Raw genomic sequence first — 24,688 nt, 5'->3', positions numbered from 1 at the left:
GAACGTTATTATGCGAAGAAAAAATATTCAGGAATACCCCTGGCTATGGCTGCTGCCGGTTCTCCTGTCCCTGGTAATTTTCTATCTATACCCCATGCTGGATGTTGCCCGGCTCAGTTTTTCCAACGCGACCCTGATACGGGATCCGACCCGGTACGGATTTTTCCACTATATTTCATTCTTTACGACTAAGGATTTCGCGCAGATAATGAAGGTTACCTTCATTTATGTTATCGGAAGCCTTATCTTCCAGGTGCTTATCGGTTTGCTGATCGCATTCCTGGTACATACCGGGCAGAAACTCGGTATCAAGGGAGCGGTATTCACCAGAACCGTGGTGCTTTCCTGCTGGATCATACCCGCACCGGCAATCGGGATCATCTGGAAAATCCTTCTCAGTGAATTTGATTATGGTATCATTAATTATGTGATGAGGCTGCTCATCGGACACAACCTCGCGTTTTTGTCCAGTGAATACCTTTCCATCATTTCGGTAACCATTGCTAATATATGGTGCGGCACCGCCTTCAGTATGCTCATACTGTATTCGGGGTTTCAGCAGATCCCCGAGGAACTGTACGAAGCGGCTATGGTGGACGGCGCCAACGGATTCCAGAAATTCCGGTACATCACGCTGCCGTCCCTCAGGACGTTCCTGTTTACGGATCTGTCCCTGGCGACAATATACACATTCAATTCCTTCGGGCTCATCATGGCTCTGACCGCCGGCGGACCGGGACGGTCCACGGAGGTTCTGGCATTAAGTGTCTACCGTACGATCTTTGAACGGATGAACCTCGGGAGGGGCGCGGCCCTGTCCATGGTGCTGCTCATGATCAATCTTATCAGTGCGGTTTTATACAATATGTCTTTTATCAGAAAAGGCGAAACCAAGTAGTAAAGGACAGTGCCATGGCAACGGTTGATTCCAAGAAAAACACAATGATTACCAGAATCGTAATCGTCTTTTTTTATATCCTGGTAATTTTCGTATTCGGCGGACCGGTTTTGTGGCTCGTGTCCCTGTCGTTCCGGACACCCCAGCAGTTATTTACGAACCCGCCCCAGCTGTTCCCGAATCCCATCTCATTTGAAGCGTACAAGTATATTTTCAGAGGCAGCGAAGTCTTCGGTTTTTTAAAGAACTCGGTGCTGCTGTCCCTGTATACATGCCTGGGCTGCCTGATCATCGCGATCCCCGGATCCTACGCGCTGTCCCGGTTCAGGATGAAATTCAAAAAGCAGATTATGATCATTATTCTGCTGTTTAAAATGATCTCCCCGATGATTATTATCATCCCCATGTACCGGTACTTTACGAAGATCGGACTCCTGGGAACCCACCTCAGCACGGCGCTGGTGTATATTGCCGCCCAGATTCCTTTCATCACCTATCTTCTTAAGGGATTTTTCGACTCGGTTCCCTATTCCATTGAGGAATCCGCCATGATTGACGGCTGCTCCCGGATACAGTCCCTGCTGCGGATCGTACTGCCCATTTCCGCCAGCGGCATATTCTCGGCGTTTATTTTTACCTTCCTCATGAGCTGGTCGGAATTCCTCATACCCTTTATCCTGCTGTCAAGCACGAAGCAGATGCCCATGTCCGTGGGAATCTACCTGTACCAGGAAAGCCGGGCCACCGTGGATACCCACATTGTCTCGGCCATCACGGTGGTTACGATTATTCCGCCGATTCTGATTTTCTGGCTCCTCCAGCGCTATGTGGTACAGGTGCTGACCTCCGGAGCCGTAAAGGAGTAGCATCATGTTCGACATCATTTCCCTGGGGGGACTCATTGTTGAATTCATCCGGCCCGATGTGGATATGCCTCTGGATGAGATTTATCCCATCATGGGGCCCTACCCCAGCGGCGCGTCGGCCATCACCATCAGCACCGCCGCCCGCCTGGGGCTGAACGCAGCGTTTATCGGGGTGAGCGGCGACGACTTCTTCGGCCGCAATGTTGCCTACAGACGGATGCAGGATGACGGGGTTAACCTCGACCACGTCCTTATTACCGATAAAATCGCCACGGGTATCGCCTTTGTCATGTACCGCAGCGACGGGTCCCGGATGTTCAATTACGTAAGCGATTATTCGGCCGTCACTTTTGACGGTGTACCGGAATTCGAACTCCCGGGTCTTCCGAAGTCAAAGTGGATCCACATCAACGGCACGCTCCTGGGGGAAAAATCCATCTGGAAGGAATACGGTGTCCAGGTCATCGACCATATCCTTGCCGGCGGCGGGTCCCTGAGTTTCGATACGAATTTCCGGCCGGAGCTGATGTCCCTGGAAACCGCCAAAAGCCAGTACGGTTCCTTTATAAAAAAAGCCCGCCACTTTATGCCTAGCGAAGAAGAAGCCCTGGTTTATTTCGAAACCGATTCGGTCGAAAAAGCCATAGAACGGGGGCTGGAAATGGGCCCGGAAGTGGTATGCATCAAACAGGGAAGCAAGGGCTGCACCGTAGCGTCCCGCGCCGAAGGGCCTTACCAGGTGCCGACCTTTGACGGGGTAAAACCCGTGGACCCCACCGGGGCCGGTGACAGTTTCAACGCGGCGTTTATCTGCGCCCGCGAGAAAGGCCTGACCCTCCGGGACAGCGCGGTATTCGCCAACGCGGTGGGTTCCTTCGCGGTTTCAAAACACGGCCCCATGCAGGGGAGTCCCACCATTGATGAACTGCGGGAACTTATGGAAGAATACGGTGCCCTGGAAGTCTGGGAAAAAGCGTATCCCCGGTGATCAGGGATTAAGCGGGAAAGGTGTCTTCAGGATGCTTTTTCCGCCGCGGTCCGGAGCGCCGGAACGAAAACCAGAATAATCATCACCGTGAATATGATGACTGACGCCAGGTAATATACCGGGATGTATCCGCCCGCCCGGGCGACGGCAGCCCAGAGCAGACCGCCCACACCGGCCCCCAGATCAAGGGCAAGGTAGTAGGTCGCGGTTGCGGCGGCCCGCCGTTCCGGAGGACTTCTTCCAATGGCATCGGCAATCAAGCCCGGCTGTACAATTCCCAGGGAACAGCCATAAACCAGGGCAGTACAGTACAGCATAATCCCCTGCGGCAGGTGAGCCATGACCAAAGTACAAACACCGAGGGCAGCCAAAGCCGGGATGATCAATGTCTGTTCATTTAACCGGAAAGGTATCATCGTAAACACAAGCCTCACGGCAATAATCCCGGCACCGGCAAGCAGATAAAAAGTGGTTGTTCCTTCATACCCCCGGGACGCGGCGAAAATAGACAGAAAAGAAACGAGGCTGGTGTGGGCAACAAACACAAGCATAAGCATGATTGACGGGAAAAAAGCCTCACCGGCGAAGGTTATCCTAAAGAGATTTGTCTCACCCTTGGGCAGCGGCGGTGTTACCGGTTCATCCCTGACATCGAGGCGGTAACAGATGAATGCCGCCGCAAAAGTAAAGAACGCCAAAAAAAGAAACATCACCCGTTCGCCCGCTAGTTCTATGGCCACAAGTCCCAGGGCCGGCCCAAGAAAAGACATGGCAGGCACACCAATACTGTAATACCCCATTCCTTCCTGAAAACGGTCGGAAGGTATCAGATAAGACACCAAAGCCCCGTAGATAGTTCCGTAGATGCTCATGACGATACCCTGGGCCGCCCGGAAAACTATGGTCAGCCAAAGCGGAGGAGAACAGAACAGGACGAGACAGCTCACGGAAAAAAATATGAGACAGAAGCTGACGGTTTTCCGGCCCGGCAGTTTACTTGCCAGCCATCCCGTTATAGGCCGGAAAAGCACCGCCCCAAAGGAAAAGGCCGATACCGCCAATCCGGAATAACCGATACCATGACCGCCGCCGGCAATCAGCAGCGGCATAGCGCACATCAGCATCTGCCCGAAGGTACATACCATAAGATTTACGGATATACCCATAAGATATTTTTTACTGAACAACGGGCTCTTCTTTTCGCTCCGAACCATTCCCCTTTCCTCCTAACAATCAGGGAACTTTATTTAAAAATAAGATCCGGCAGGAATGTACTGAGCTGGGGAATAAACAGCAGCAGCAGGGTTGCTGCGAACATGGCGATGATAAAGGGATAGGATCCCCGGATAACCTCCCCCATACTGCTCTTCGCCATTTTCATTGAAACAAATAGGCAGAGGCCGAAAGGCGGAGTTATAAAACCGATCTGGGCCATCATGACAGCCAGGATGCCGAATTGAATGAGGTTGATTTCGAAATACTGAAGTACCGGGAGCAGCATGGGGCCGAGGATAATTACCACCGTGGCAACGTTGGTAAAACAGCCGACAATAAAAAACAGGCCGCAGAGGGCAAACAGAAGGACGTACCGGTTGGTGATCGTCGCGGTGATCGCTTCGTACAGCATGAGGGGTACCTTTTCGGTGGTCAGGAGCCACACAAAAACCTGAGCGGTAGCAATGGTCAATGTCAATGTAGCGGCGTTAACCACGGACGCGCCGATAATCCTGTACAGGTCCTTCACCTTTATCGTACGGTAAATAACGAGCTCCACGAAGATTACGTAAAACACCGACACCACCGCGGCTTCGGTGGGGGTGGTCAGCCCTGAGTAGATTCCCCCGAGAATAATGACCGGAAACATCAGCGCCCAGAAACTGTCCTTGAGGATTTTCATTTTCTGCCGGAACGGAACTTTCTCCTCAATGGGCAGATTCATTTTTTTGGCGACGAAATACACATAAATACTCATGAGTGCGGCGGTGAGCAGTCCCGGTATAAAGCCAGCGGTAAACTGCGCCCCCACGGAGGTGCGCATGGCAATGGCGATCTGAAGCATGGGAATGCTCGGCGGTATCATGACTCCCAGTGTGCCGGCGCAGGTAAGGATGCCAATCACCAGGAGGCGGGGATATCCCCGTTCCAGAAGCTTCGGAAGCATCAGCGCGCCGATGGCGACGACACAGGCCATGGCCGATCCCGTGATAGCCCCGAAGACCGCGCAGGCAAAAATAGTGGCGATACCGAGACCGCCCCGGACTCTTCCGAGAAAGGCGTTAATCGCGTTGACGATTTTTTCCGAGGTATTTCCCTTGGCGGCGATATCCCCGGAGACGATAAAAAAAGGAACCGCCAGCAGAATATAGCTGTTCGCCCCGAGTACGAGCTGCTGGGCTATGATGGTGCCGTCTCCGCCTTTCATAAGGATACCGCTGGTTGCCGCCGCCAGGACGACATGGGCCACGGGTACGCCTAAAATGAGCAAAACAAAAAATATAATAAGGACACTGCTTAACAACGTATTTTCCCCCGATCAGATTTACCGGATTGTTTTCAATCCCGGCAAACAGGAAATTCCGGAACCCGGACCATACACACAGTACGGATTCAAAGGTTCTATTGATCTTCTTCCTGGAAAGCTTTATTCACTTCCGCTTCAGTCTCCGTGGGCAGGCTTTCTTCGTTGCGGATAACCTTGACCACGCCATGGCCGAACTGTATGACGTACCGGCCGCCCATGGTGATAAGGGCAACCGCAACAAAAACCCACATTACGTATGACGGGAAGCGGACGCTTTCCATCATTTTTCCGATTTCCTTAAGCTTCAGCATCCACTGAAATGCGTACCAGCCGAGGTAGAGGTACAGGACCGCGCTGATAAGAAAGGATAACGCCCGTACACCATTGGAAACCCGCCGGGGCAGCACGCTATACAGAGCATCCATAACCATGTGCCCGTTGCTTTTAACCGCGTTGCTGCATCCGATTAATGTGGTGGTTACCAGCATAAAACGGCCCAGTTCCTCCATCCAGCGGAACCCCTGCAGACCGCAGGCCCTGATCACAATTTCAACCATAATAAGCGCGCCGGTAATCAGGGTAAACAGGGTAAGAAAATGCATCTCCGCCCTGTCGTAGAACCAGCACCAGGTCTTTACGGCTTTCTGAACAATACTACCGGTTTTCATATTTAAACCCGCTCCCTTACTGAACCCGGCATCCCGAACGGTATTCCGCGGAGGGATACCGGGTTCCGATTATTAGCACCGGATCCGTTACCGGATCGCCCCCATTTCCGCGAAAGGCCGCATTGACTCAGCGGTTTCCAGCGTGTCGATAAAGGCGATCATCTTTTCAATCTGGCCGGAGGACATATAGGGACCGCAGCACATGCGGAAATGATCGTACTCCTCGGCAAGGGTAAAGTTGTTTTTCGGATGGCCCTTGGGATAACTCATGGTTTCGGTAAGCACACTCCCGTCATTCAGCTCGATCTCAACGGTTACCTCCGGGAAGTCACCTCTCTTGAAGATCGCGAAATTATCATAGGGGATCCGGCTCTCACCGAAGTAGGAGAATTTCGTTGTGAAGTCGATAAGCTCCCGGTTGTTGCGCATCTCCTCGCTGAACCAGGCGGCGCTCATCTTCGGATCCATGATATACGCGGTAAGGCAATAGGCTATGCTGAACTGAGCATCCAGGGTTCCCCTGGTTGTTTTGGAATAATCCCCGCAGATAAAGGGAAGCGTCGGGCTCACCCGAATCGCTTTGACATTTTCTTTTTTGAAGGGGGTCCGCTTCATGATCCGGTCCAGGGCTTCCAGCGGTGTCTGTACCCACATGTTCGCCGGCCAATGTTTGAGGTACGTTTCATTGATCAGCCACCGTGTTCCGAATTCTTTGGTATGCCATTCCCAGTCGCATTGATCGGAAACCATGTGCCAGAAACCGTCCGCGTCATCCAGGGCGCGGTAGCAGTTATCGAAGCCTTCTTTTGTCAGGATGGCGGAAACAACCCCGTTGCGGGCGCAGAAACCATGGGCGTAATGGTAGATATCGGATTTAGCCAGACCCTCGCCGTGCTTGTTGCAGGCCACAATGGCATTGTACAGAGACGCGCCGAATACCTGTTCCATCTGGGCACTGTTTAATCCCATCAGTTTGGCTGCGGCTATGGACGCGGAAAAGATCTGCCAGCTTACAAGCCCCCAGCCCTGGCCGCTCATAACGTAATCCCGGCTCGGCTGCGCGGCCATGGCGATACGCTGATATCCTTCATAGGCGGCAACAACCGCTAAAATAAAATCCTTTCCGCTCAGGTTTTTCGCTTCCGCCACGGCCAGAGCCGCGGGAATCGCGCCCGCCGAAGGATGGCCCGTCCAGCTGCAGTCTTCCCAGTCCATGATGTCGGCAATGGTGCCGTTGGCAAATGCCGCTTCTTCCATGGGAACCTTTTTGCCGTTGCTGCACCAGATTGTCGCTTCCTCGGTCCCGCCCTTCCGCTGGGTGATCTCCACGGTTTTTTTCGTCTGGTCGATCGGGACCGCGCCGATCGATGCCCCGATGACATGCAGGGTTATTCTTTTAACCTGGTCTATGGCTTCCTGGGGAATCTGCTCATACCGCAGGTTGGTAAGCAGTTCCGCAAGTTCTTTTGAATAGGATTTGTTCATTATCAGTCACTCCATTAATTTGCCGTTGATACACCTCGGGAACCGTCGGTTCCGGAGGCTTGGAAAATTTTACGTATCACACCGCCGCGCGGATTAATCCCGGCAGCGGTAAGAATTATTTTGCTGCGGAACGGACCCGGTCCACGGAGCTGGAAAACGCGCTGTAGACAGCGGAACCGATGACAGGCTCGAATTTTGTCCACACCGGTCTGACCGCTTCCCGGCATGCGTTGATTTCATCCGCGGTAAGATCGGAGTTTTTAATAACCGTTACACCCTTCTCCGCCATGGGTTCAAAATACTTGACGCTCAGAACATTGTTCACCACATCAAAACTCCGCTTCTCCGCTTCCGCGGCAGCTTCGTAAATAATGGCCCGTTCCGCGTCACTGAGTTTGTTCCAGGCGCTGTTCGAGAAAATAAGGGCATTGACCGTAGGGGTAATGTTGAACTGGGTGGCGTACTTTTCTACTTCGTACAGCTTATTGTCGTAGAACATGGAAAATCCGATATCCTCCCCGTCGACGACGCCCTGCTGGAGGGCCGTATACAGCTCACCAAAGGGTACCGTTGCGGTGGACGCGCCCAGGGCGCGGAAAATATCCGTAAAAATCTCGCCGGCCATTACCCGGAAGGTTAATCCCCTGAAATCCGCGGGTTTGCGGATGGGACGCTTCGTGTTCTGGCAGCCCCGGAATTCCGCGGAGAAGGACGAAATGAATTTAGCCTTACCGCTGCCGTCAACCGCCGCGGTAACAGCGTTCAGGAATTCGGGGTTTTCCGAACCGCATACCTGCCAGAATTCGGTGAGGTTTGAAAACGCGAAGGGCAGATTATACACGTATAACTGGGGCCAGACTGTCGCGAGGACATTGGCCGAGAGGCAGCCCACATCGAGATAACCCGTCAGGACCTGGTCCATCATATCCGGTTCTCCGCCGAGCTGCCCGTCGGGGAACACATCGACCTTGATCATGCCATTGGAACGGCTTTCCACAATTTCCTTGAATTTTCCGATCGGATAGCTTTGACAGTCATCTTCACGGCCGCTCCCCAGACAACCCAGACGCAGGGTCAGAGGCTGGGTTCTTGCCACGGACCTGTCCGCGGATTCTCCGGAGGACTTACTTCCCGACCCTCCGCAGGCAGCAAACGACAGTACCAGCACCGCCGCGGCAAGAGCGCCCGCCAATTTTTGAATTGCTTTCATGACTCGAACCTCCCTTCACATTCATATACAATCCTGAAAATAAAACACCCAATCAGACAGATTGAATATTTAATATATTAGATATCCCCCTAATATATCTCCATTATGCTAGCACCGTATTTTACAATAGTCAAATAATAATTTCAAAAAAGATAGTATATATTAAATATTATATGGATTTGTTTGTATTTATTAAATATTATTTCATACAGTTATTCAATAAAACCCTTGCCAAAACTTTGAATTTATATTAAAAAGTAATATACTAACAACAAGCGGGTATGGATTTCAGTGAGTGTCGGCCGTAATATACAATTTATCCGAAAGGAACGCGGGCTAACCATTAAGGACGTCGCGTCCCTGTCCGGCATTACTCCCAGTCTGATCAGCCAGATCGAAAACGATAAGGGGAACCCTTCTCTCAATACCCTTAAGGCTCTTGCCGGCGCCCTGAAAGTCGATGTGGTCAATTTTTTCGGGGGTGAACTCGACCGTTTCGACAGCCCCGTGGTCAGGGCCAACGACCGTTCCGTGCTCAGCAAAAACAAAGGCTGGAACGCGTACCTTCTGACGAGCAAAAACCTCGATAAATTCAGTGTCACCTACAATATTCTCGAAATCGGCACCAGTACGGAAGCGTCGCCGGAGCTGAACCCCAAGGGAGCCACGGGCTATGAGTTTGGGTTTGTACTGTCCGGCAAACTCAGGGTCGAACTGGAAGACGGTGTGTATATTCTCAATGAGGGCGACAGCATCTGTTTTGACGCGTCAAAAAACCATGAAGTGGTCAATGTCGCGAACACCAAGACCGAAATGCTCTGGGCTCTTTTTCCGTCACAGGAATGAGTCTCCGCGGGGCACCAAAGCGGACCCGCAAAACAAAGCGGCACCGCCGGGACCAGCCAGTCCTGAGGGCCCCTCACCCAAACTCCGGTATGCGCTGAACCCAGTCAGGTTTTACATATTCCGCTGAATTCCCGATAATTACATTATGGCGCCGCTAAAACGGGTAACTCTCTGCTTTGGAAATTGTATTTCCTTCTATAGTTCAATAATTCTGTTCTTCCTGGCATCCGCGTGTTTGCCGCCGGTTTTACACGCTGACGATACCGCGGCGGAAGCGTTTTCCTCGTTCGCCGATCCTTCCCGGATTTGGGGCAATGGTGTTGAATCCGCCATCGAAGAAGCCTACCGCCAGTGTTTCAGAACGTTTATCATCGGAGAACGGGTAATGAACCTGAGGCTGCCCTTTGCCCAGAACTATGAACGGGCGGAACTTGCGGAACAGCCGTGGGAATTCGTCGGCGGCGGCAAGGCGGGCCCGGCATTCCTGTGGGAGGCTATTACTGAAATCCTTGAAAGCGATGGTTTCAGGGAATACGCAAAAACCCTCCAGGACGGCAGGGAGAAGGTGGTCATCTTCGATATTCCGGAACGGACCTGGACCACATCCCGGGATATATTCGATATTGCCAGAATGAAGGCCGGCTCCTACCGGGGTCTGCCCCACCGGCCCTATGTGCTCAATCAGGGTAACGAAATAACCCAGAGTGATGTCTACAATTACCTCTACTGCGTCGGATGGGTCGGGCTGGACTGTTCGGGATTCGTCTGGCATGTACTCAGTTATACGGCCCGCAAGGGCGGGCTCGATCTCGGCAGAGCGCTGCGGACAGCCCTGGGAGCTCCCCGGAACGCGGACCCCGCGTATTACGCGGGAACGGCTTTTTTCAATTCCCGGAGTCCGGAGATTATTGCCGTGACCGACCGGGTAGGCAATCTCAGGCCCGGTGACGTGCTTCTCTTCCGCGGGGAGGATGGTTCCATGGTGCATTCCGCGGTGATCCAGTCCGTGGACCGGGACCAGGGAATTATCCGGTACGTCCAATGCACCGATGAGGCGCCCCTGTCTGAACGGGGCGCCCACGAATCGTATATTTACTTTGATCCGTCCAGTCCGGACATGAGTCTAAAGGATGAATCCATCCGGTGGACTCAGAAACGGTATCCCCCGTTCCCCGGAGAAAAGGCGTCTCCCTTTTCGGATGACGGGAAACGCTACCGGGCTTTTCCGGAGCACGGCGGCGGCAGGGTTGTCCGGCTCAGGGCCATGGAAGGCCCCATCAGAAACCTGTCCGCCCGGCGGTAATCCGGTTTATGTATCCCCGGCCGGCCCGCCGGGGAAGATACCGAAAAACTCTTCTTCTTTCCCGGAAATCCGCTCGGTCATGGTATCCAGTTTCCTGATCGCCGGTGTATCCCCGGCAAAGGCATTCTGCCGGGACAGCCGGTCATAAACCGTATCGCTGATCAGAACCCGGGATTCATACCGGTAGGCAATACTGGACAGGAGCCGCGCCCGTACTACCGGATGGCCGAAAGCCGCGTACCCGAAGGCCTCCGAATACATAAACGCGCACTCTCCCGCGTCGATTCCAAAATACCATGACCGGGCTTCGTCGTTTTCGGAAATATCCGCCGCGGTGCGGAGGGCCTTTTCCAAAGAATCAGAGATTTTCCGGATATGTTTTCCGTGCTTTTTTTTCGTTCCTTCCGCCGCACTGTGATTTTCCGGCGGCAGCTCCGGGCGGGCCCCTTTGCCGGCCCGGGAGTGCTGCCGGTCCAAAGGAGAGCCGAAGGCGGCCAGCACAAGGTCACCGTCGCTTCCGACCATGGCCGCGCCCGCGTCTTTCAGTATGCGGGAAACCGTGTCCCGGTAGCCCCGCACCATTCCGGCGGACGCTGAGGGATTATCCCTGCTTTCCCTGCTGAATAAATCAGGGAAACGGACCGCCACAATGACCGCGTCCAGGGTAATCGTTTCGGAGGGTTCCGGGCGGCCGGCCCTGACGATGCGCCGCAGAATTTTTCCCGATACATACGGGCCGTAGGCCCGGCGGAACAGGGACCGGTCCCGGCGCTTCAGGATTAATCCCAGGACGGCGGCCGCCGCGGCCGCGGCAAAAACCCCGGCGGCAGGAACCAGAGGATCGATCCAGCGTCCGCTGTAAATAAATATATACGAAAAAACGATCCCCGCGACGGTGCTGAAAACAATTCCCAGGAAAAGACTGAGCCAGGGACCGCAGCGCCAGACCAGGAGGGCGCAGAGGATCACCGGAATCAGCGACCAGAAGGCGAGTTCAGGCCATTGAACCGGCACCGGTCCCTGTCCGGTGATTACGGTATTGGCGAATAAAAGGGAAGCTTCGGTATCCGAAGGGTTCACGGGTCCGGCTCCGTTTTCCGGATGTCCCCCGGAAGCCGGAGCGCCGAACACGCAGAACGCTCCGGAAAGACGGACGGCGAGGCTTTCCCGGAGGGACGAAAATTCCTCAAACAAGTTCCGGGCTCCGGCGAAAACAGCGATAAGGTCGTCACGGAATTCCCCGAGCTGCGCTATTCCGGCTTCATCCAGTTCTCCCGATCCAATAATCTCTTCATACCCGTTGACCAAATCGGACTCCGCGGGGCCGGAGAAAAAAAACTTCAGCCCCTCCAGGTACTGTTCCCGGAGAAGCACCCATTCACCGCGGTCCGCGGGATCCTTTGAAATCAGGAGGCTGTTCCGGGCGTCCAGCGCGAAATCATACAGGAACACCGGATACTGTTCCGGTTCCAGGGATCTGAAATAACCGAGCTGCTGCATTTCCGTGAGAATCCGGTACAATTCACGGTCGAGCTCTGCGTAGCGGATCAGTTCAGAAAGGCCTATCCGCGGGAATACTGCACCCTCAGGGAGAATTGGAATAAGGACCGCTCCGGTTTCATCCAGGGGTATGAAAAGATCGCTCCCCGTTTTTCCCGGCAGCGACACCCCCCGCAGGACCATCCCCCACTCATCCCGGCCGGCAGCGGAAGGCCGGAGCATTTCCTTTACCGCAGCAAAGGCAATGTACTCCCGTTCCTCCTCGCCGGAATACAGTACCGGAGGGATCCGCCGGACCGTTCCATCGGGATCCGGGGGAACCCGGAAATACCAGGGATTTCCCGGATAATCCGCGGCCTCCCCGGCGCCGGAACTGTCTCCTTCGCCGGGACGGAACAGAGATGCCTGAAAATCCCGGGCAAACCATACAGGCCCGTAGGCCTCAGCGGCCTGGCTGATCTGTTCGCTACCGATCCGGCCGTTCCGGTATAAGTCCGAAAGCAGCCGGTCTTTGCTGCGGTCCACCAGAAAAAGCAGGCTGGTGACATAGCTTCCGGTATCCGCGGGATCCACCGAACCGGTCAGGATAGCGGTAAAAAGTGAATCAATATTCTCTTTAACCCTGCTGAATTCATCTTCAAAACGGAGAAGCAGTTCTCCGGCATTCTCAGCTCCCCCTGCGGACATTCCCAGCACCGGAGCCTGGACCAGAACCGAGGCAGCGCCCAGTTCCGCGGTACATTCCATGGCCGCAATGAGCGTCATGGGATCAAGAAAATTCTCCAGGCCATTGGTGCGGCCTGTATCGATAAGCATCAGCCCCGGAGCGATAGCCGGCGCCGGCCGTTTCTTAAGCAGAAAATCGTAATGCGGACCCAGACGGGGCCCCAAAAGGAGGTATACCCCCAGGAGAACAAAGAAAATCCCTGCCAGCAAAGGCAGCAGCAGCCTGATTAATGATCGTTTTTTCGGCATACACCTAACTGTGTGTTCAAATTTCTAATATGTTATTTTCGGCATAATACTGAATATACAAAACTCAAACCTGTGATCAATAATTTATTAAGAAAACAGTCTACGCCGGTACAGCGTGTTAAAATCAGGGTACCGATCCAGCCGGTATTTTTCCCTTTTTTCCCGCCGGAAATCGCCCGTTTTTTTATTCATATTTACCGCTAATTGCCCGAAGTTTTTGAAAAATACTGATTTTAGCATTATATTTCAATTATATACGTCGTTGTGTCCGATAATATAAAAAAATGCACCGCGGAGACGGTGAGGAGGAATGAAAGTGAAAAACCATAAGCACATCGCTTATATAGTACTGAGCCTGATTATTGCCGCCGCTATCATGGGATGCGCCAAACCGCCTACCCAGGAAATGGAAGCGGCCCAGGCCGCGGTAACCCGGGCGGAAAACGATCCCGACGCGGTAGCCTACGCCGAAGCCACGGTCCGCCGGGCCCGGAGTTCCCTGGAACGCATGCAGCAGGAAGCCAGCGCGAAACGGTACGATTCGGCAAAGACCTACGCCCAGGAAGCGACTGCTGCGGCTGAAAAGGCCATTGCGGACGGAAAGGCGGCGGCGGTCCGCGGCAGGGACGACGCGACCCGGCTGATCACCGAAGCCAAACGCGCCGCGGATGAGGCGTCAAACGCCCTGAATTCCGCCAGAGCGGCCCAGAACAGGCGGATAAATTTTGAAACCCTGGGTGAACAGATAAACAACGCCCGGAACCTTACCGAACAGGCCGAAATGGACCTGGCCCGGAATGCCGTGGCCGACGCCACAACAAAGGCCGAAAACGCCCGCTCCATCCTGGCCGGAACCATGACGGCCATATCCGACGGAATCAGGGCAGCTTCCCGGAAACAGTAGCCCCGGAATACGGAAAAAGCCCGCTTGAGCGGGCTTTTTTATTCACCGGTCCGGTTTACCGCTGCCGCCGGCGCTGTCCGCCGGACGGGTTCCTTTGAAAACCAGCTGCGCGCTGCGCCGGATTGCCCCGGGCCCCAGCCAGGAAAGGCCCATGGCGGTACCCTTAAAGCGGGCCTTCAGGGCTTCGTCGGAGAGGGACAGCAGTTCACCGGTATCCATGGCCGGAGGCAGCGGCCCTTCCGCCGTGTCCGCCCCGCGGATGGGCCGCCGGTTACGGACACAGGCATCCTGGCATTCCGTGCATCCGTACAGCCGGTTCCCCCAGAGGGCGGCGATATCCCCGGGAACGGAGTCTTCCTTTCCGGATGCGTACCACTGAATGCACCGGATAAGGTTTATGGAACCATCTCCCCGGAGAGCCCCGGTCGGACACGCAGCTTTGCAGGGGGGCGCAGCGGAATCACAGCCCGTACAGGGGGAAAATTCAGCCGTGTCCGCCGGCGGGGCGTCCCCTTCCAGCTCAAACGGCAGGGTCATGGCGGCAATAATAACCAGGGATCCCGCTTCGGGGGTAATTATAAGCCCGTTCCGGCCCAGGGCGCCGAATCCGCAGGCCGCGGCCAAAGGTTTTTCCGGAACCGGGGAATTGCATAGAATCCGGTAATCGGATTTCTTCCCGCCGTATAAACGGCGCAATTCCCGGGAAATTCCCTGGAGACGCCGGACCGCTTCCCGGTAGTAATTGCGCTGCGCGAATGGAGCGATCGTACCCGGGGCCGTTCCGGCGGGGAATTCCGCCGTGACGCCGCCGTTTTCCCGGGTATTTCCGTACGGCAGCGCCGTAACCAGGAGGCTGGGAGCGCCTTTGCGGTACTGTTCGGGGATTTCCCCGGAAAAAACACTGCCCCGGCGGATGGTTTCGGGCTCAAAAGGGGCGAGAATCCGCGGCGGAAGCAGTCCCGCGGCGGATACGGCGGCGCGGATATTGTCCTTAAGCAGGCGTTTATCTATTGACGATTTTCGCATTTTGTCGATACTTTACCCTTAAGATAGCATAAAACCGATGGTTCATGGTTTTTTTTTGCACTTGTTATTACAATAAGAGGTATATATGGCCATTGCCTTTTTAGAAAAAATTCTTTCCCTGTTCGGCGGCGGTGATGACCCTGAATCGGGCAAAAAAAAGCTCTTAAAACAGCTTACCAAGGATCTCTCAAAAAATAAATACGCCCGTTTTTACAAGGTAAAGGGGGAAGCGGTAGAACCGCCCTTTGCCAAGTTTTTCTACGATATGTACAAAATCGTATCCCCGGCTCAGGTTTTTCTCCAGAACGCGGCGAAATCGGAACAGCTCAAACAGATAACCATTGAGTTTTTTATGGACAAAAAACTCCTGAGTATCCAGGAACGGTTATCCAAAGAGGCTATTGAGGAACGGGCAAAAACGGTCCAGACCAAAGAACTGGCCCGCCAGCTCCGGGAAGAGCTGAGCCAGCTCGTTTCCGGGTTTGACAATACCCGGATTAAGGCCATTGACGACGGCTACAACCTTATCATGGCGTTCAACCAGTTCGTCAATTTCGACTTTTTCTTTCTCCTTAAAAAATTCGACGCCAACATGTCGGAACGGAATTTTACGTACCAGCCGAAATTTGAGGCAATCCGGGCGGAATATATCACCGAGGATATCAAGGACTTCCTCGAGATTGCCTACGCGGTGGACCCCGACCAGGACTGGAAAACCGCCATGGAGGTGCTGAAAAACTACAAAGGGGACATCGACGTCGTTTCCCTGGCTCAGTGGAACAAGCTTCTGGTGCTCCTCCGGGACATAAAGCGTTCGAAAATCCTGGAACTCATGGTCAGACAAATCGACAAGGATCCTTACTGGCAGTCCCTGCCCCGGATTCCCGATGAGCATATTGTCGAACCATTTCTGGATAAAAAGAAAAGCGAAACCGAGGGACTTGTAAACCGCATTCTCAACGATAAACGGAACGCCCAGCTTGAACAGCTGGCAAAGGCTGTATTCGGCACCGCTGATGTGGAGCGGATGAAGTACTACACCGACAAAAACAACGAAATTTACCTGAAAAAAGGCATGGACGGGTTTACCCACGCCCAGGGGCTCAACTACCTCAAAGCCTTTCTCCTTGATTTCTTTAAACGGGATATCCGGGAACTCTGTGATCTGTTCCTGATCCGCGGGCAGTGGGCCTCGCCGATCTTGTCCCAGCAGATGTCCGAGGGATTCCACACTATTATGGGAATATCCGAGGAAATCCTGGCTTTTGACGAAGCCCTGAGCGACAACGGGGAGAACGGCTCCCGGCTCAAGGCGGCTCTGGCGAAGGTAGACCGGGACAAGGGCCAGGCCAAATATATCAGGATTATCCTGAAGTCGGTAAACGAAGAGGCCCAGAAGATGATCATCCTCTCGGCTCAGGCCCTGATTGTTATCGGCAAGCATTTTAAGGGAATTCTCGAGGATTACCAGAAAAATCCCCATGAACTCATCATGAACTGGAAGGAAATAGAATCCACCTCGGAGGAGCCCATTGCCCAGCGGATAACCGAGGTGTACAAAAAAATATACTATTTTATACAGATGATGCAGTTTTTTGCCCGGCCCGCCGGGGAAAACGGGGAAGAATAAGTACCTCAGGAAGTGTGCCAATCCTATGGGTATTTTCCTAGGCACATCACTATCCCGGCAACACACCCTTCCGGACGTGTTTTCCATACCCATCCCCATCAAAGGCAGAATACCCGCCGTATACCGGGCAGCGGCACAGAAGCATGGCGGGAACAAGGCCGCGCGGGGTGCCGTACGTTACGGCCCCGGCAATAGCAGCCCATGCTTCTCTGAAAATTCCCCATTTACCACGGATATCCTGCCGCCGGAATGTCAGGTATTTATCATTTTTCTTCACTAATATAGCGTTCTCTCCCGCCCGGTGCTTGCAAAAATTCATGGTGCCAATTAGAATGGTGTCACACTACCAACGAGGAAGAACAATGTCCGAAAAAAACATGGTTATGATTGACGGAAATACTGCGGCAGCCCACGTGGCCCACGCGCTCAGTGAGGTGATAGCGATCTATCCGATCACGCCGTCCAGTCCCATGGGTGAGCTCTCCGACGAGTTTTCCGCCCAGGGCCGGAAAAACCTGTGGGATACCATCCCCCAGGTTGTAGAAATGCAGTCAGAAGCCGGGGCCGCGGGCGCCGTGCACGGAGCCCTCACAACGGGCGCCCTGAGCACCACCTTCACCGCATCCCAGGGACTTCTGCTGATGATCCCGAATATGTATAAAATCGCCGGGGAACTGACTCCTACGGTATTCCACATCGCGGCCCGCGCGCTGGCCGCCCAGGGACTTTCCATATTCGGTGACCATTCGGACGTAATGGCCTGCCGGCAGACCGGTTTTGCCATGCTGGCGTCCAACAACGTTCAGGAAGTCATGGATATGGCGCTGATCGCCCACGCTTCCACCCTGGAAGCGAAACTCCCCTTCCTGCACTTTTTCGACGGTTTCCGGACCTCCCATGAAGTCCAGAAAGTAGAGGAAATCTCCTACGACGTGATGCGTCAGATGATTTCCGACGATCTGGTCGCGGCCCACCGGGCCCGGGGCCTTACCCCCGAAAAACCCGCCATCCGCGGTACCGCCCAGAACCCGGATGTGTACTTCGCCGGACGGGAAACGGTCAATAAGTACTACGCCGCGGTCCCCGCGATCGTCCAGAAATACATGGACCAGTTCGCGAAACTTTCGGGCAGAAGCTATAAAATCTACGAATACTACGGTGCCGCCGACGCGGAACGGGTGGTCATTATCATGGGTTCCGGCGCGGAACCGGTGGAAGAATACGTGGATTTCGCCAACAGCAAGGGGGAAAAAGTCGGCGTTCTTAAAGTGCGGCTCTACCGGCCCTTTGACGCGGACCTCTTTGTCAAAGCCCTGCCCTCCACGGTCAAGGCCATTGCGGTCATGGACCGGACCAAAGAGCCGGGCTCCCTGGGCGAACCCCTGTACGAAGACGTTCGCACCGCCATCGGCGAAGCCATGATCGGCGGCAAAAGCCAGTTCAAGGAATACCCCGTCACCGTGGGCGGACGCTACGGGCTGGGTTCCGCGGAATTCACCCCCGCCATGGCCAAGGCGATTTACGACAACCTTAAGGCGGCGGAGCCGAAGAATAAATTCACCGTGGGTATCTACGATGATGTGACCCATACATCCCTGGATTTTGACGAGGATTTTGAACTGGACGAAACCGGGGTCCATGAAGCCCTGTTCTACGGACTCGGCTCCGACGGAACCGTGGGCGCCAACAAGAACTCCATCAAAATTATCGGCGAGAATACCGACAACAACGCCCAGGGGTACTTCTCCTACGATTCGCGGAAAGCCGGAACCATTACGGTTTCCCATCTCCGGTTCGGGAAGAAACCCATCAAGAAACCCTACCTGGTATCCAAGGCGAATTTCCTGGCGTGCCACAAGTTCAGTTTTGTGGAAAAACAGGATATGCTCGCCAAGATCAAGAAGGGCGGTACGTTCCTCCTGGCGAGCCCCTTCAGCAAGGATGAAATCTGGGCGAACCTTCCTGTGGAAGTACAGCAGAAGATTATCGATAAGGAACTGAAGTTCTACGTGATCGACGCCACCAGCATCGCCGAAAAAGCGGGCATGGGCGGGCGGATCAACGTCATCATGCAGACCGCCTTCTTCCAGATTTCCGGCATTCTTCCGGAAGCCGAAGCGGTGGATCTGATCAAGCAGGCCATCAAGAAGACCTACGGCAAGAAGGGTGAAGAAGTGGTGAAGAAAAACATCAACACCATTGACATGGCCCTGGCCGGAATTGAGAAGGTTGATTATCCCAAGACCACCAGCGGCAGCCTGCACATGGCGCCCCCGGTTCCCGCGGATTCTCCCAAATTCGTCAAGGAAGTGATCGGAGAGATCATCGCCTCCCGGGGCGAAAAACTCCCCGTATCCAAGATGCCCGACGACGGGACCTTCCCCACGGCCACCACGAAATACGAAAAGCGGAATATCGCCGAAAAGATCCCCGTATGGCAGCCGGATATCTGTATCCAGTGCGGCAACTGTACCATGGTCTGCCCCCACGCGGTTATCCGCATGAAGGCTTATGCGGCGGACAAGGCTAACGGCGCTCCCGCGACGTTCAAATCAGTGGACGCCAAGGGCAAGGAATTCGAAGGCATGAAGTTCACCCTCCAGGTGGCTCCCGAGGACTGCACCGGCTGCGGCGCCTGCGTCAACATCTGTCCTGCCAAGAGCAAGACCGAGGAAGGCAAAAAGGCTATCAACCTGGAACACCAGATTCCCCTCCGGGAAACCGAAGCCGCGAACTGGGACTTCTTCCTCAAGATCCCCAATACGGATCCCAAACTGCTCAACCTCAGCCTGGCCAAAGGCATCGGTATGAAGCAGCCCCTGTTTGAGTTCTCCGGCGCCTGCGCGGGCTGCGGTGAGACTCCTTACGTAAAACTTCTGTCCCAGCTCTTCGGAGACCGGGCGGTAATCGCCAACGCCACGGGATGTTCCTCAATCTACGGCGGGAACCTGCCCACCACGCCCTATGCCCAGCGGGATGACGGACGCGGTCCCGTATGGTCCAACAGCCTCTTTGAGGACGCCGCCGAATTCGGTATGGGTATGCGGCTGACCAGCGACAAGCTGGCGGAGCACGTCCGGGAAGTGGGAGCAAAAGCCAAGGGTGAAGGCATCCAGGCCGACCTCCTCGGAAAGATCCTTGGGAACGCCCAGGCCAGCGACGAGGAAATCGAACAGCAGCGCAAATGGGTGGATGAACTCAAGGCAGCCCTGAAGGGCGATTCCAAACCCACCGCCAAAAACCTGCTTTCCCTGGCAGACCACTTTATCAAGCGGTCGGTATGGATCCTGGGCGGCGACGGCTGGGCCTACGACATCGGCTACGGCGGATTGGACCACGTAATCGCTTCCGGCCGGAATATAAATATCCTGGTGATGGATACTGAGGTATATTCCAATACCGGCGGCCAGATGTCCAAGGCAACACCCTTCGGGGCCATCGCCAAGTTCGCGGCGGCCGGTAAGGATATCGCCAAGAAGGATCTGGGAGCCATGGCAATGAGCTACGGCTATGTGTATGTAGCCAAGATCTCCATGGGCGCCAATATCAGCCAGACCATCAAAGCATTCAGGGAAGCTGAAGCGTATGATGGACCTTCAATCATCATCGCCTACTCCCATTGTATCAACCACGGTATCAACATGATGACCGGTATGGACCAGCAGAAAGCGGCGGTGACCTCGGGTATCTGGCCGCTGTTCCGGTACGATCCCCGGCTCAAGGACGAAGGCAAGAATCCCTTCCAGCTGGACTCCAAGGAAGCGACCACGACCCTGGAAGACTTTATGTACAAGGAAGTACGGTTCAAGAGCCTTAAGGCCGCTGATCCGGCCCGGGCCGAAGCGCTCCTAGCAAAGGCCAAGGCGCAGGCGGAACGGACCTGGAAGGAATACAAGTATATTTCAGAACGGCCCTTCTAATGGTATTTCCGGAGTCCGCCGTCCTGCGGCGGCTCCGCGAACCGATTCCTAGAAATTAAGCAGTGAGCCCGGAGCCGGAAATGGTTCCGGGCTTTTTTATATTTGAGGAAAGTCATGCCGAAGAATATCGATATCACAGCCGAGAAAGCTCATTGGCAAACCCGTTATAGCTCAAAGACGATTGGGGTTTGCTGTTAAAATATAAATGTGACCCAATCTATTGAAGGAAGAGTATAGTCCTGTCCCAAGTTTTTTAATAAAAGAGATGCCTTTTCCCTGATACCATCCCAGTCTTTTTCTTTTTCCAATGCCGAGTCCGACCAAATTTCTTTTATAGCACTCATTTCGTTAAAAACAGTGTCTAACTGCTTCAGCAAGCTAAACTGTTCGGACGATATGAATTTTTCTTTTTGAAGTCTTTCACAAAAAATAAATACATCATCAAAGAGAAGCGCAAGTTCATCAGCTAAAACAATATTTGCCGGTAAAGCACTTTTTTGAATTTCATAGCTGGATGATAAAAGACAGAGAACCTGAACCAATCGATTAAATATTGTTGTACTGTCCATTTCTGCTCTTTTCGGTTCAAATAAACACTATACCACCATCGTTCGAAGGGGCTCCCATCGCTTCATATCATTTAATTTTTTAAAACCTTATCCTTACATACTAAAGAATAGTAAGGAAATGACAATAGTATAAATGCTAAAACATGGATTCTTTATTCGATCTGGTTTCCATAAAATTCTTCCCTTTTCTCAGATTAAACAAAGAAAATGACTCAGTTTCATACCAGATTTGTTTTTCAGTTGCTTTCTATTTGTTAGCATTACAATGCATTTACCACATCTTTACAATAAGACTATTTATGCATGTATCTTGATACATTGTGCCTTCATATACGGATATAATTTCAACTATCAAAATATCATTTCTGTTAACTTGTTCTGGAAATATTATTTTTTGATATTCTGGTGTATCTGATAAATGTTGTATAAACGAAAATTTTCCATCCACTGAAAATTTTAATTCTTTTGGTCTGGAATTCATAATATAAAGATATGGTCTAGTATAAGAAACAAATCCTATTGAAATATATAATTCTCTTGCGATTGTATTTCTTATATACAATTTCTCTCCTATACCCTGACCATTTACACCTTCCGCCCAAGGATTTTCCGAATAGGGATTTTTCGTTAAATTTTCAGGTGTGTATGTTTTATCCTTTTCAGTCAAAAAGGATGTTGCCGTAACATTCGATGGCGGTAAATACCCTTCGCGTTGATTGAAACTACTCGCTGCTCCCAAAAAAATCAATTTTGCTTCGTCAAGAAGAGCACAAATATTGTCATTCTTAATCATTAATTGTTTTATATTTTCACCATCATCATAGTTTATATTCAAAAAAGGGATTGAATATTCATAAGTTATAACAAATCGTCCTTTTCGTGATATTGCCGTGTCCCCTCCATCTTTTACTTCCGTAAATACAATCTCATCACCAGAAAATTTAACAGAAAATGGATAGTCGACATATAATATACCAGATACTCCATCTGCAAAAATTGATATGGTACAAATAAAAAAGCATACCATGCATATAAAACATTGACTTTTCATTATCGATTATTCCTTATAACCTTTATTGAGTACTCGTATTTTAATGTCATGACCAACATCAAATCCTAATGTATTTTAAACGTCTATTACTTCATTACAATCTTCTAAATTGGGTATTTGCCAACCAAGACTTCCTGGAGGATCATAGGGACCTCCAGGGTATTTTTGACTTTCAGGATTTGTAATTTCATTTGGATGAATCAATATCCATTCATCTGCCATAACCCCATTGCCGTCTATGTGAATTGGAGCTGACCGAGGCCGTTGCCCCGATATCCAAGTGTTGCCTTTATAGTTGGGGGAGCACAGAGTCTTTACATGCAGCAAGCACACGGGATACCGTACCAGCGGGTCCTGCCGTATGAAAACGGGGATGGCTCCTCGTCGGCGTTCGCCTCGAAAGTCGCTCATCCCCGTTTTTATGCGGCACCCGGCGGTACCTTCTCACACGTGTACTTGCTGCTCTAGTTCGCTCTATGCTGCCCTTCCGCGCGGGCTGCTCCCCCTCGCTTCATACTAATTTAGGCAAAGCCTAAATTAGTATTACGCTACCCCCTCTTCGGGTCCCTCTCTACTGTCGCCTTCTCTCACTTGTCAAAGATCTTTCTACCACTCTCAATATATCATACTTCTCATTTTTATTCATTACTTTATTTTAATCCCGCTTTTAGTTATTCTGCTCTCTATGATATTCATCCTTTCATCACTTATCCTTTGCCTCATCATGCAAATCCTCGTTCTCTTACAACGACTTAAACATTTCTCTTTATCAAAACATCACACCTGGCCGTTCTCACCAACGTCACTTCTGTCCCGGTGGTGTATCATCAGAAAACTTAGGTGGTCTTTCCCACACAAAAAGAAAGGCAGAAAACCTTTATCAAAGGATCTCGTTCAGCTCATTATTTCTCTCAAAAAACACAACCCACTCTGGGGTGCTCGGCGCATACAGGATGAACTCAAGAAGATCTCTATCTCTGTCTCTCACGAATCTATCCGCAGAATTATCTCTAACGCCTTCCGTTCAGGGCAGATCCAATACAACGAATCCTGGAAAAGTTTTATTTCCAGTCATCTTCAATCTCTCTTTGCCTGTGACTTCTGTACCGTCGATTCCGTCTTCTCCGGTAATCATCCTTTCTATGTCTTCTTCATTATAGAAATTGCTTCCCGCAAAATTATTCAGTTCGGAGTTACCGATCATCCGAACAGACTTTTTCTTAAGAATCAGTTTATTGAGTTTGAGTACACCCATCCCGGAACAACACTTATTCATGACAATTCAGGTGAGTTTAGGTTTTTTCCCTATCAGGATTACTCGTTTAACCATGTTTCCATTTTACCCTACTGTCCTAACATGAATGCCTATGCCGAACGCTTTGTACGTTCTCTGCGTCAGGAGTGTCTCGATCATTTTATTATCTTTTCTTTCAGACAGCTGAGAAATCTGGTCTCCAACTATATTCTCTACTACAATAACTATAGACCACATCAAGGGATTAACGCTATTCCGAATAGACCCGTACCAATATCGAATACCATAGGGAAGATCAGGAAACAGCCGGTTCTTTTTGGACTTCATAACCACTACTTTAGGGATGCGGCGTAAGCAAGGGATTTTCTAGATTACTTTTCTCGTTTCTCTTTACCGGGGATTTCTCTGTCCAAAGACTTAGTTTACCAGCCATTTTATGATATGTTTTCTCGTTTCTTTGGATTTTTCTTATACTTTTTTACCAAAACATGGTTATTTTTATTTGCATAAACTGATCTCTTACAAGAAAGCTCAGCGGATTTTTTCGCTGAGCTTTCTTTTCTCTCTATTTTCTATTTGTTGGCACTACGGTCTCCAATTTTCGCTTCATTCACAGTTTTTTCTGTTTCATTCCTGTTCTCCTATTTTCTTGATACTTCTGATTGATTTTTTACCCATTCAAAATAAATTTTCATTTCTTCGCTTTTTATAGAATACCAATCGCAAATACGTTCAGGTGGCACCCGATAACAAAACCATTCTTTTTCTTTATTACTTTTTTCCAATCCTTTTGACCAAAGATAATTTACTTCTATTGTTTTTGATTTAAATATTGAATCCGCTTTGTAAATCCTGTCTAGTACTATTTGGTCTATTTCGCAATTTTCTTGAAACTGAAGGATTGTTTCACGTATCGAGATATCATGCAAATAATCATCATATTGGTATTTTTTACTATAGGGAATATGTAAAACAATATCTTCCCACTTTTCAAGTAAATATTCAAATCCTCCTAATTTAATTAGTTTATCTGAGAATTTTAAAGTTTTAAGGAATTCTTGTATCTTCATATT

Annotated in this window: 22 protein-coding genes and 1 pseudogene; 10 read left to right on the top strand and 13 right to left on the bottom strand. The window is 51.6% G+C overall.

What is annotated here, in order from left to right:
- Positions 1–10 precede the first annotated feature (10 nt).
- The 3 genes from JFL75_RS18120 to JFL75_RS18110 are packed head-to-tail and all read left to right on the top strand — an operon-like array spanning position 11 to position 2,752.
- Entirely contained in the window at positions 11–898 is an 888-nt protein-coding gene (locus tag JFL75_RS18120; protein ID WP_215628079.1) for a carbohydrate ABC transporter permease, read from the top strand.
- A gap of 14 nt (positions 899–912) precedes the next feature.
- On the top strand, positions 913–1,764 hold the full coding sequence (locus JFL75_RS18115; protein WP_215628078.1) for a carbohydrate ABC transporter permease: 852 nt from the start codon (positions 913–915) through the stop codon (positions 1,762–1,764).
- A 4-nt stretch (positions 1,765–1,768) separates the two neighbouring features.
- On the top strand, positions 1,769–2,752 hold the full coding sequence (locus JFL75_RS18110) for a carbohydrate kinase family protein (protein WP_215628077.1): 984 nt from the start codon (positions 1,769–1,771) through the stop codon (positions 2,750–2,752).
- Positions 2,753–2,778: 26 nt separating this feature from the next.
- Here JFL75_RS18110 and JFL75_RS18105 read toward each other — a convergent pair whose 3' ends face one another.
- The 5 genes from JFL75_RS18105 to JFL75_RS18085 all read right to left on the bottom strand — a co-directional run bounded on the left by JFL75_RS18105 (position 2,779) and on the right by JFL75_RS18085 (position 8,636).
- Complete coding sequence (locus JFL75_RS18105) at positions 2,779–3,966, bottom strand: MFS transporter (RefSeq protein ID WP_215628076.1); 1,188 nt, start codon at positions 3,964–3,966, stop codon at positions 2,779–2,781.
- A gap of 29 nt (positions 3,967–3,995) precedes the next feature.
- Positions 3,996–5,270, bottom strand: coding sequence for a TRAP transporter large permease (locus tag JFL75_RS18100; RefSeq protein ID WP_223292697.1), 1,275 nt, complete (start codon positions 5,268–5,270; stop codon positions 3,996–3,998).
- Positions 5,271–5,368: 98 nt separating this feature from the next.
- A complete protein-coding gene (locus JFL75_RS18095; RefSeq protein WP_215628074.1) occupies positions 5,369–5,941 on the bottom strand; it encodes a TRAP transporter small permease in 573 nt (190 codons plus the stop codon).
- An 87-nt stretch (positions 5,942–6,028) separates the two neighbouring features.
- Positions 6,029–7,426, bottom strand: coding sequence for an MmgE/PrpD family protein (locus tag JFL75_RS18090; protein ID WP_215628073.1), 1,398 nt, complete (start codon positions 7,424–7,426; stop codon positions 6,029–6,031).
- Between the two features lie 115 nt (positions 7,427–7,541).
- Positions 7,542–8,636, bottom strand: coding sequence for a TRAP transporter substrate-binding protein (locus JFL75_RS18085; RefSeq protein ID WP_215628072.1), 1,095 nt, complete (start codon positions 8,634–8,636; stop codon positions 7,542–7,544).
- Positions 8,637–8,927: 291 nt separating this feature from the next.
- Here JFL75_RS18085 and JFL75_RS18080 point away from each other — a divergent pair, with 291 nt between their 5' ends.
- Together JFL75_RS18080 and JFL75_RS18075 are read left to right on the top strand one after the other, a co-directional pair.
- The gene (locus tag JFL75_RS18080; protein WP_215628071.1) at positions 8,928–9,482 is read left to right on the top strand and encodes a helix-turn-helix domain-containing protein; all 555 of its coding nucleotides are present in this window, start codon (positions 8,928–8,930) and stop codon (positions 9,480–9,482) included.
- Positions 9,483–9,717: 235 nt separating this feature from the next.
- Positions 9,718–10,785: an NlpC/P60 family protein gene (locus tag JFL75_RS18075; protein ID WP_215628070.1), complete on the top strand. Its 1,068-nt coding sequence runs from the start codon at positions 9,718–9,720 to the stop codon at positions 10,783–10,785.
- Positions 10,786–10,791: 6 nt separating this feature from the next.
- On the opposite strand, the gene JFL75_RS18070 is transcribed toward JFL75_RS18075, so the two are convergent.
- The gene (locus tag JFL75_RS18070) at positions 10,792–13,260 is read right to left on the bottom strand and encodes a CHASE2 domain-containing protein (RefSeq protein WP_215628069.1); all 2,469 of its coding nucleotides are present in this window, start codon (positions 13,258–13,260) and stop codon (positions 10,792–10,794) included.
- A gap of 316 nt (positions 13,261–13,576) precedes the next feature.
- On the opposite strand from JFL75_RS18070, the gene JFL75_RS18065 reads away from it, so the two are divergent.
- Complete coding sequence (locus JFL75_RS18065) at positions 13,577–14,164, top strand: DUF4398 domain-containing protein (protein WP_215628068.1); 588 nt, start codon at positions 13,577–13,579, stop codon at positions 14,162–14,164.
- Positions 14,165–14,206: 42 nt separating this feature from the next.
- Here JFL75_RS18065 and JFL75_RS18060 read toward each other — a convergent pair whose 3' ends face one another.
- Entirely contained in the window at positions 14,207–15,190 is a 984-nt protein-coding gene (locus tag JFL75_RS18060; protein ID WP_215628067.1) for an epoxyqueuosine reductase, read from the bottom strand.
- 85 nt (positions 15,191–15,275) lie between these two features.
- On the opposite strand from JFL75_RS18060, the gene JFL75_RS18055 reads away from it, so the two are divergent.
- A complete protein-coding gene (locus JFL75_RS18055) occupies positions 15,276–16,820 on the top strand; it encodes a DUF5312 family protein (RefSeq protein ID WP_215628066.1) in 1,545 nt (514 codons plus the stop codon).
- Between the two features lie 49 nt (positions 16,821–16,869).
- On the opposite strand, the gene JFL75_RS18050 is transcribed toward JFL75_RS18055, so the two are convergent.
- Positions 16,870–17,097 (bottom strand): hypothetical protein, encoded by a 228-nt coding sequence (locus JFL75_RS18050; RefSeq protein ID WP_215628065.1) that lies wholly within the window; start codon positions 17,095–17,097, stop codon positions 16,870–16,872.
- 85 nt (positions 17,098–17,182) lie between these two features.
- Here JFL75_RS18050 and nifJ point away from each other — a divergent pair, with 85 nt between their 5' ends.
- Positions 17,183–20,740, top strand: a complete 3,558-nt coding sequence (gene nifJ / locus JFL75_RS18045; RefSeq protein ID WP_215628064.1) for a pyruvate:ferredoxin (flavodoxin) oxidoreductase — start codon at positions 17,183–17,185, stop codon at positions 20,738–20,740.
- Positions 20,741–20,934: 194 nt separating this feature from the next.
- Here nifJ and JFL75_RS18040 read toward each other — a convergent pair whose 3' ends face one another.
- The 3 genes from JFL75_RS18040 to JFL75_RS18030 form a co-directional block, all read right to left on the bottom strand.
- The gene (locus tag JFL75_RS18040; RefSeq protein WP_215628063.1) at positions 20,935–21,309 is read right to left on the bottom strand and encodes a hypothetical protein; all 375 of its coding nucleotides are present in this window, start codon (positions 21,307–21,309) and stop codon (positions 20,935–20,937) included.
- Positions 21,310–21,580: 271 nt separating this feature from the next.
- Entirely contained in the window at positions 21,581–22,360 is a 780-nt protein-coding gene (locus JFL75_RS18035; protein ID WP_215628062.1) for an NADase-type glycan-binding domain-containing protein, read from the bottom strand.
- A 75-nt stretch (positions 22,361–22,435) separates the two neighbouring features.
- A complete protein-coding gene (locus JFL75_RS18030; protein WP_215628061.1) occupies positions 22,436–22,582 on the bottom strand; it encodes a hypothetical protein in 147 nt (48 codons plus the stop codon).
- Between the two features lie 463 nt (positions 22,583–23,045).
- On the opposite strand from JFL75_RS18030, the pseudogene JFL75_RS20995 reads away from it, so the two are divergent.
- Positions 23,046–23,357 (top strand): annotated as a pseudogene (locus JFL75_RS20995) (helix-turn-helix domain-containing protein); the annotation flags it as partial.
- A gap of 27 nt (positions 23,358–23,384) precedes the next feature.
- On the opposite strand, the gene JFL75_RS18020 reads toward JFL75_RS20995, so the two are convergent.
- Positions 23,385–23,615 (bottom strand): hypothetical protein, encoded by a 231-nt coding sequence (locus JFL75_RS18020; protein WP_223292852.1) that lies wholly within the window; start codon positions 23,613–23,615, stop codon positions 23,385–23,387.
- Between JFL75_RS18020 and JFL75_RS20990 the strand changes: the two genes are divergently transcribed.
- Positions 23,514–23,969 carry an integrase core domain-containing protein gene (locus JFL75_RS20990; RefSeq protein ID WP_223292849.1) on the top strand — a complete coding sequence of 152 codons (456 nt, stop codon included), beginning with the start codon at positions 23,514–23,516 and terminating at the stop codon, positions 23,967–23,969. The two genes, JFL75_RS18020 and JFL75_RS20990, sit on opposite strands and share 102 nt — an antisense overlap.
- A 287-nt stretch (positions 23,970–24,256) precedes the next feature.
- Here the strand turns inward: JFL75_RS20990 and JFL75_RS18010 are convergent, their stop codons facing one another.
- Positions 24,257–24,685: a hypothetical protein gene (locus JFL75_RS18010; protein ID WP_215628059.1), complete on the bottom strand. Its 429-nt coding sequence runs from the start codon at positions 24,683–24,685 to the stop codon at positions 24,257–24,259.
- Positions 24,686–24,688: the final 3 nt, after the last annotated feature.

This window comes from Breznakiella homolactica, assembly GCF_016616095.2.
Lineage (GTDB): Bacteria > Spirochaetota > Spirochaetia > Treponematales > Breznakiellaceae > Breznakiella > Breznakiella homolactica.
The sequence above is the reverse complement of the archived record's forward strand: the minus strand, read 5'-3'. Positions and strand labels throughout refer to the sequence as shown.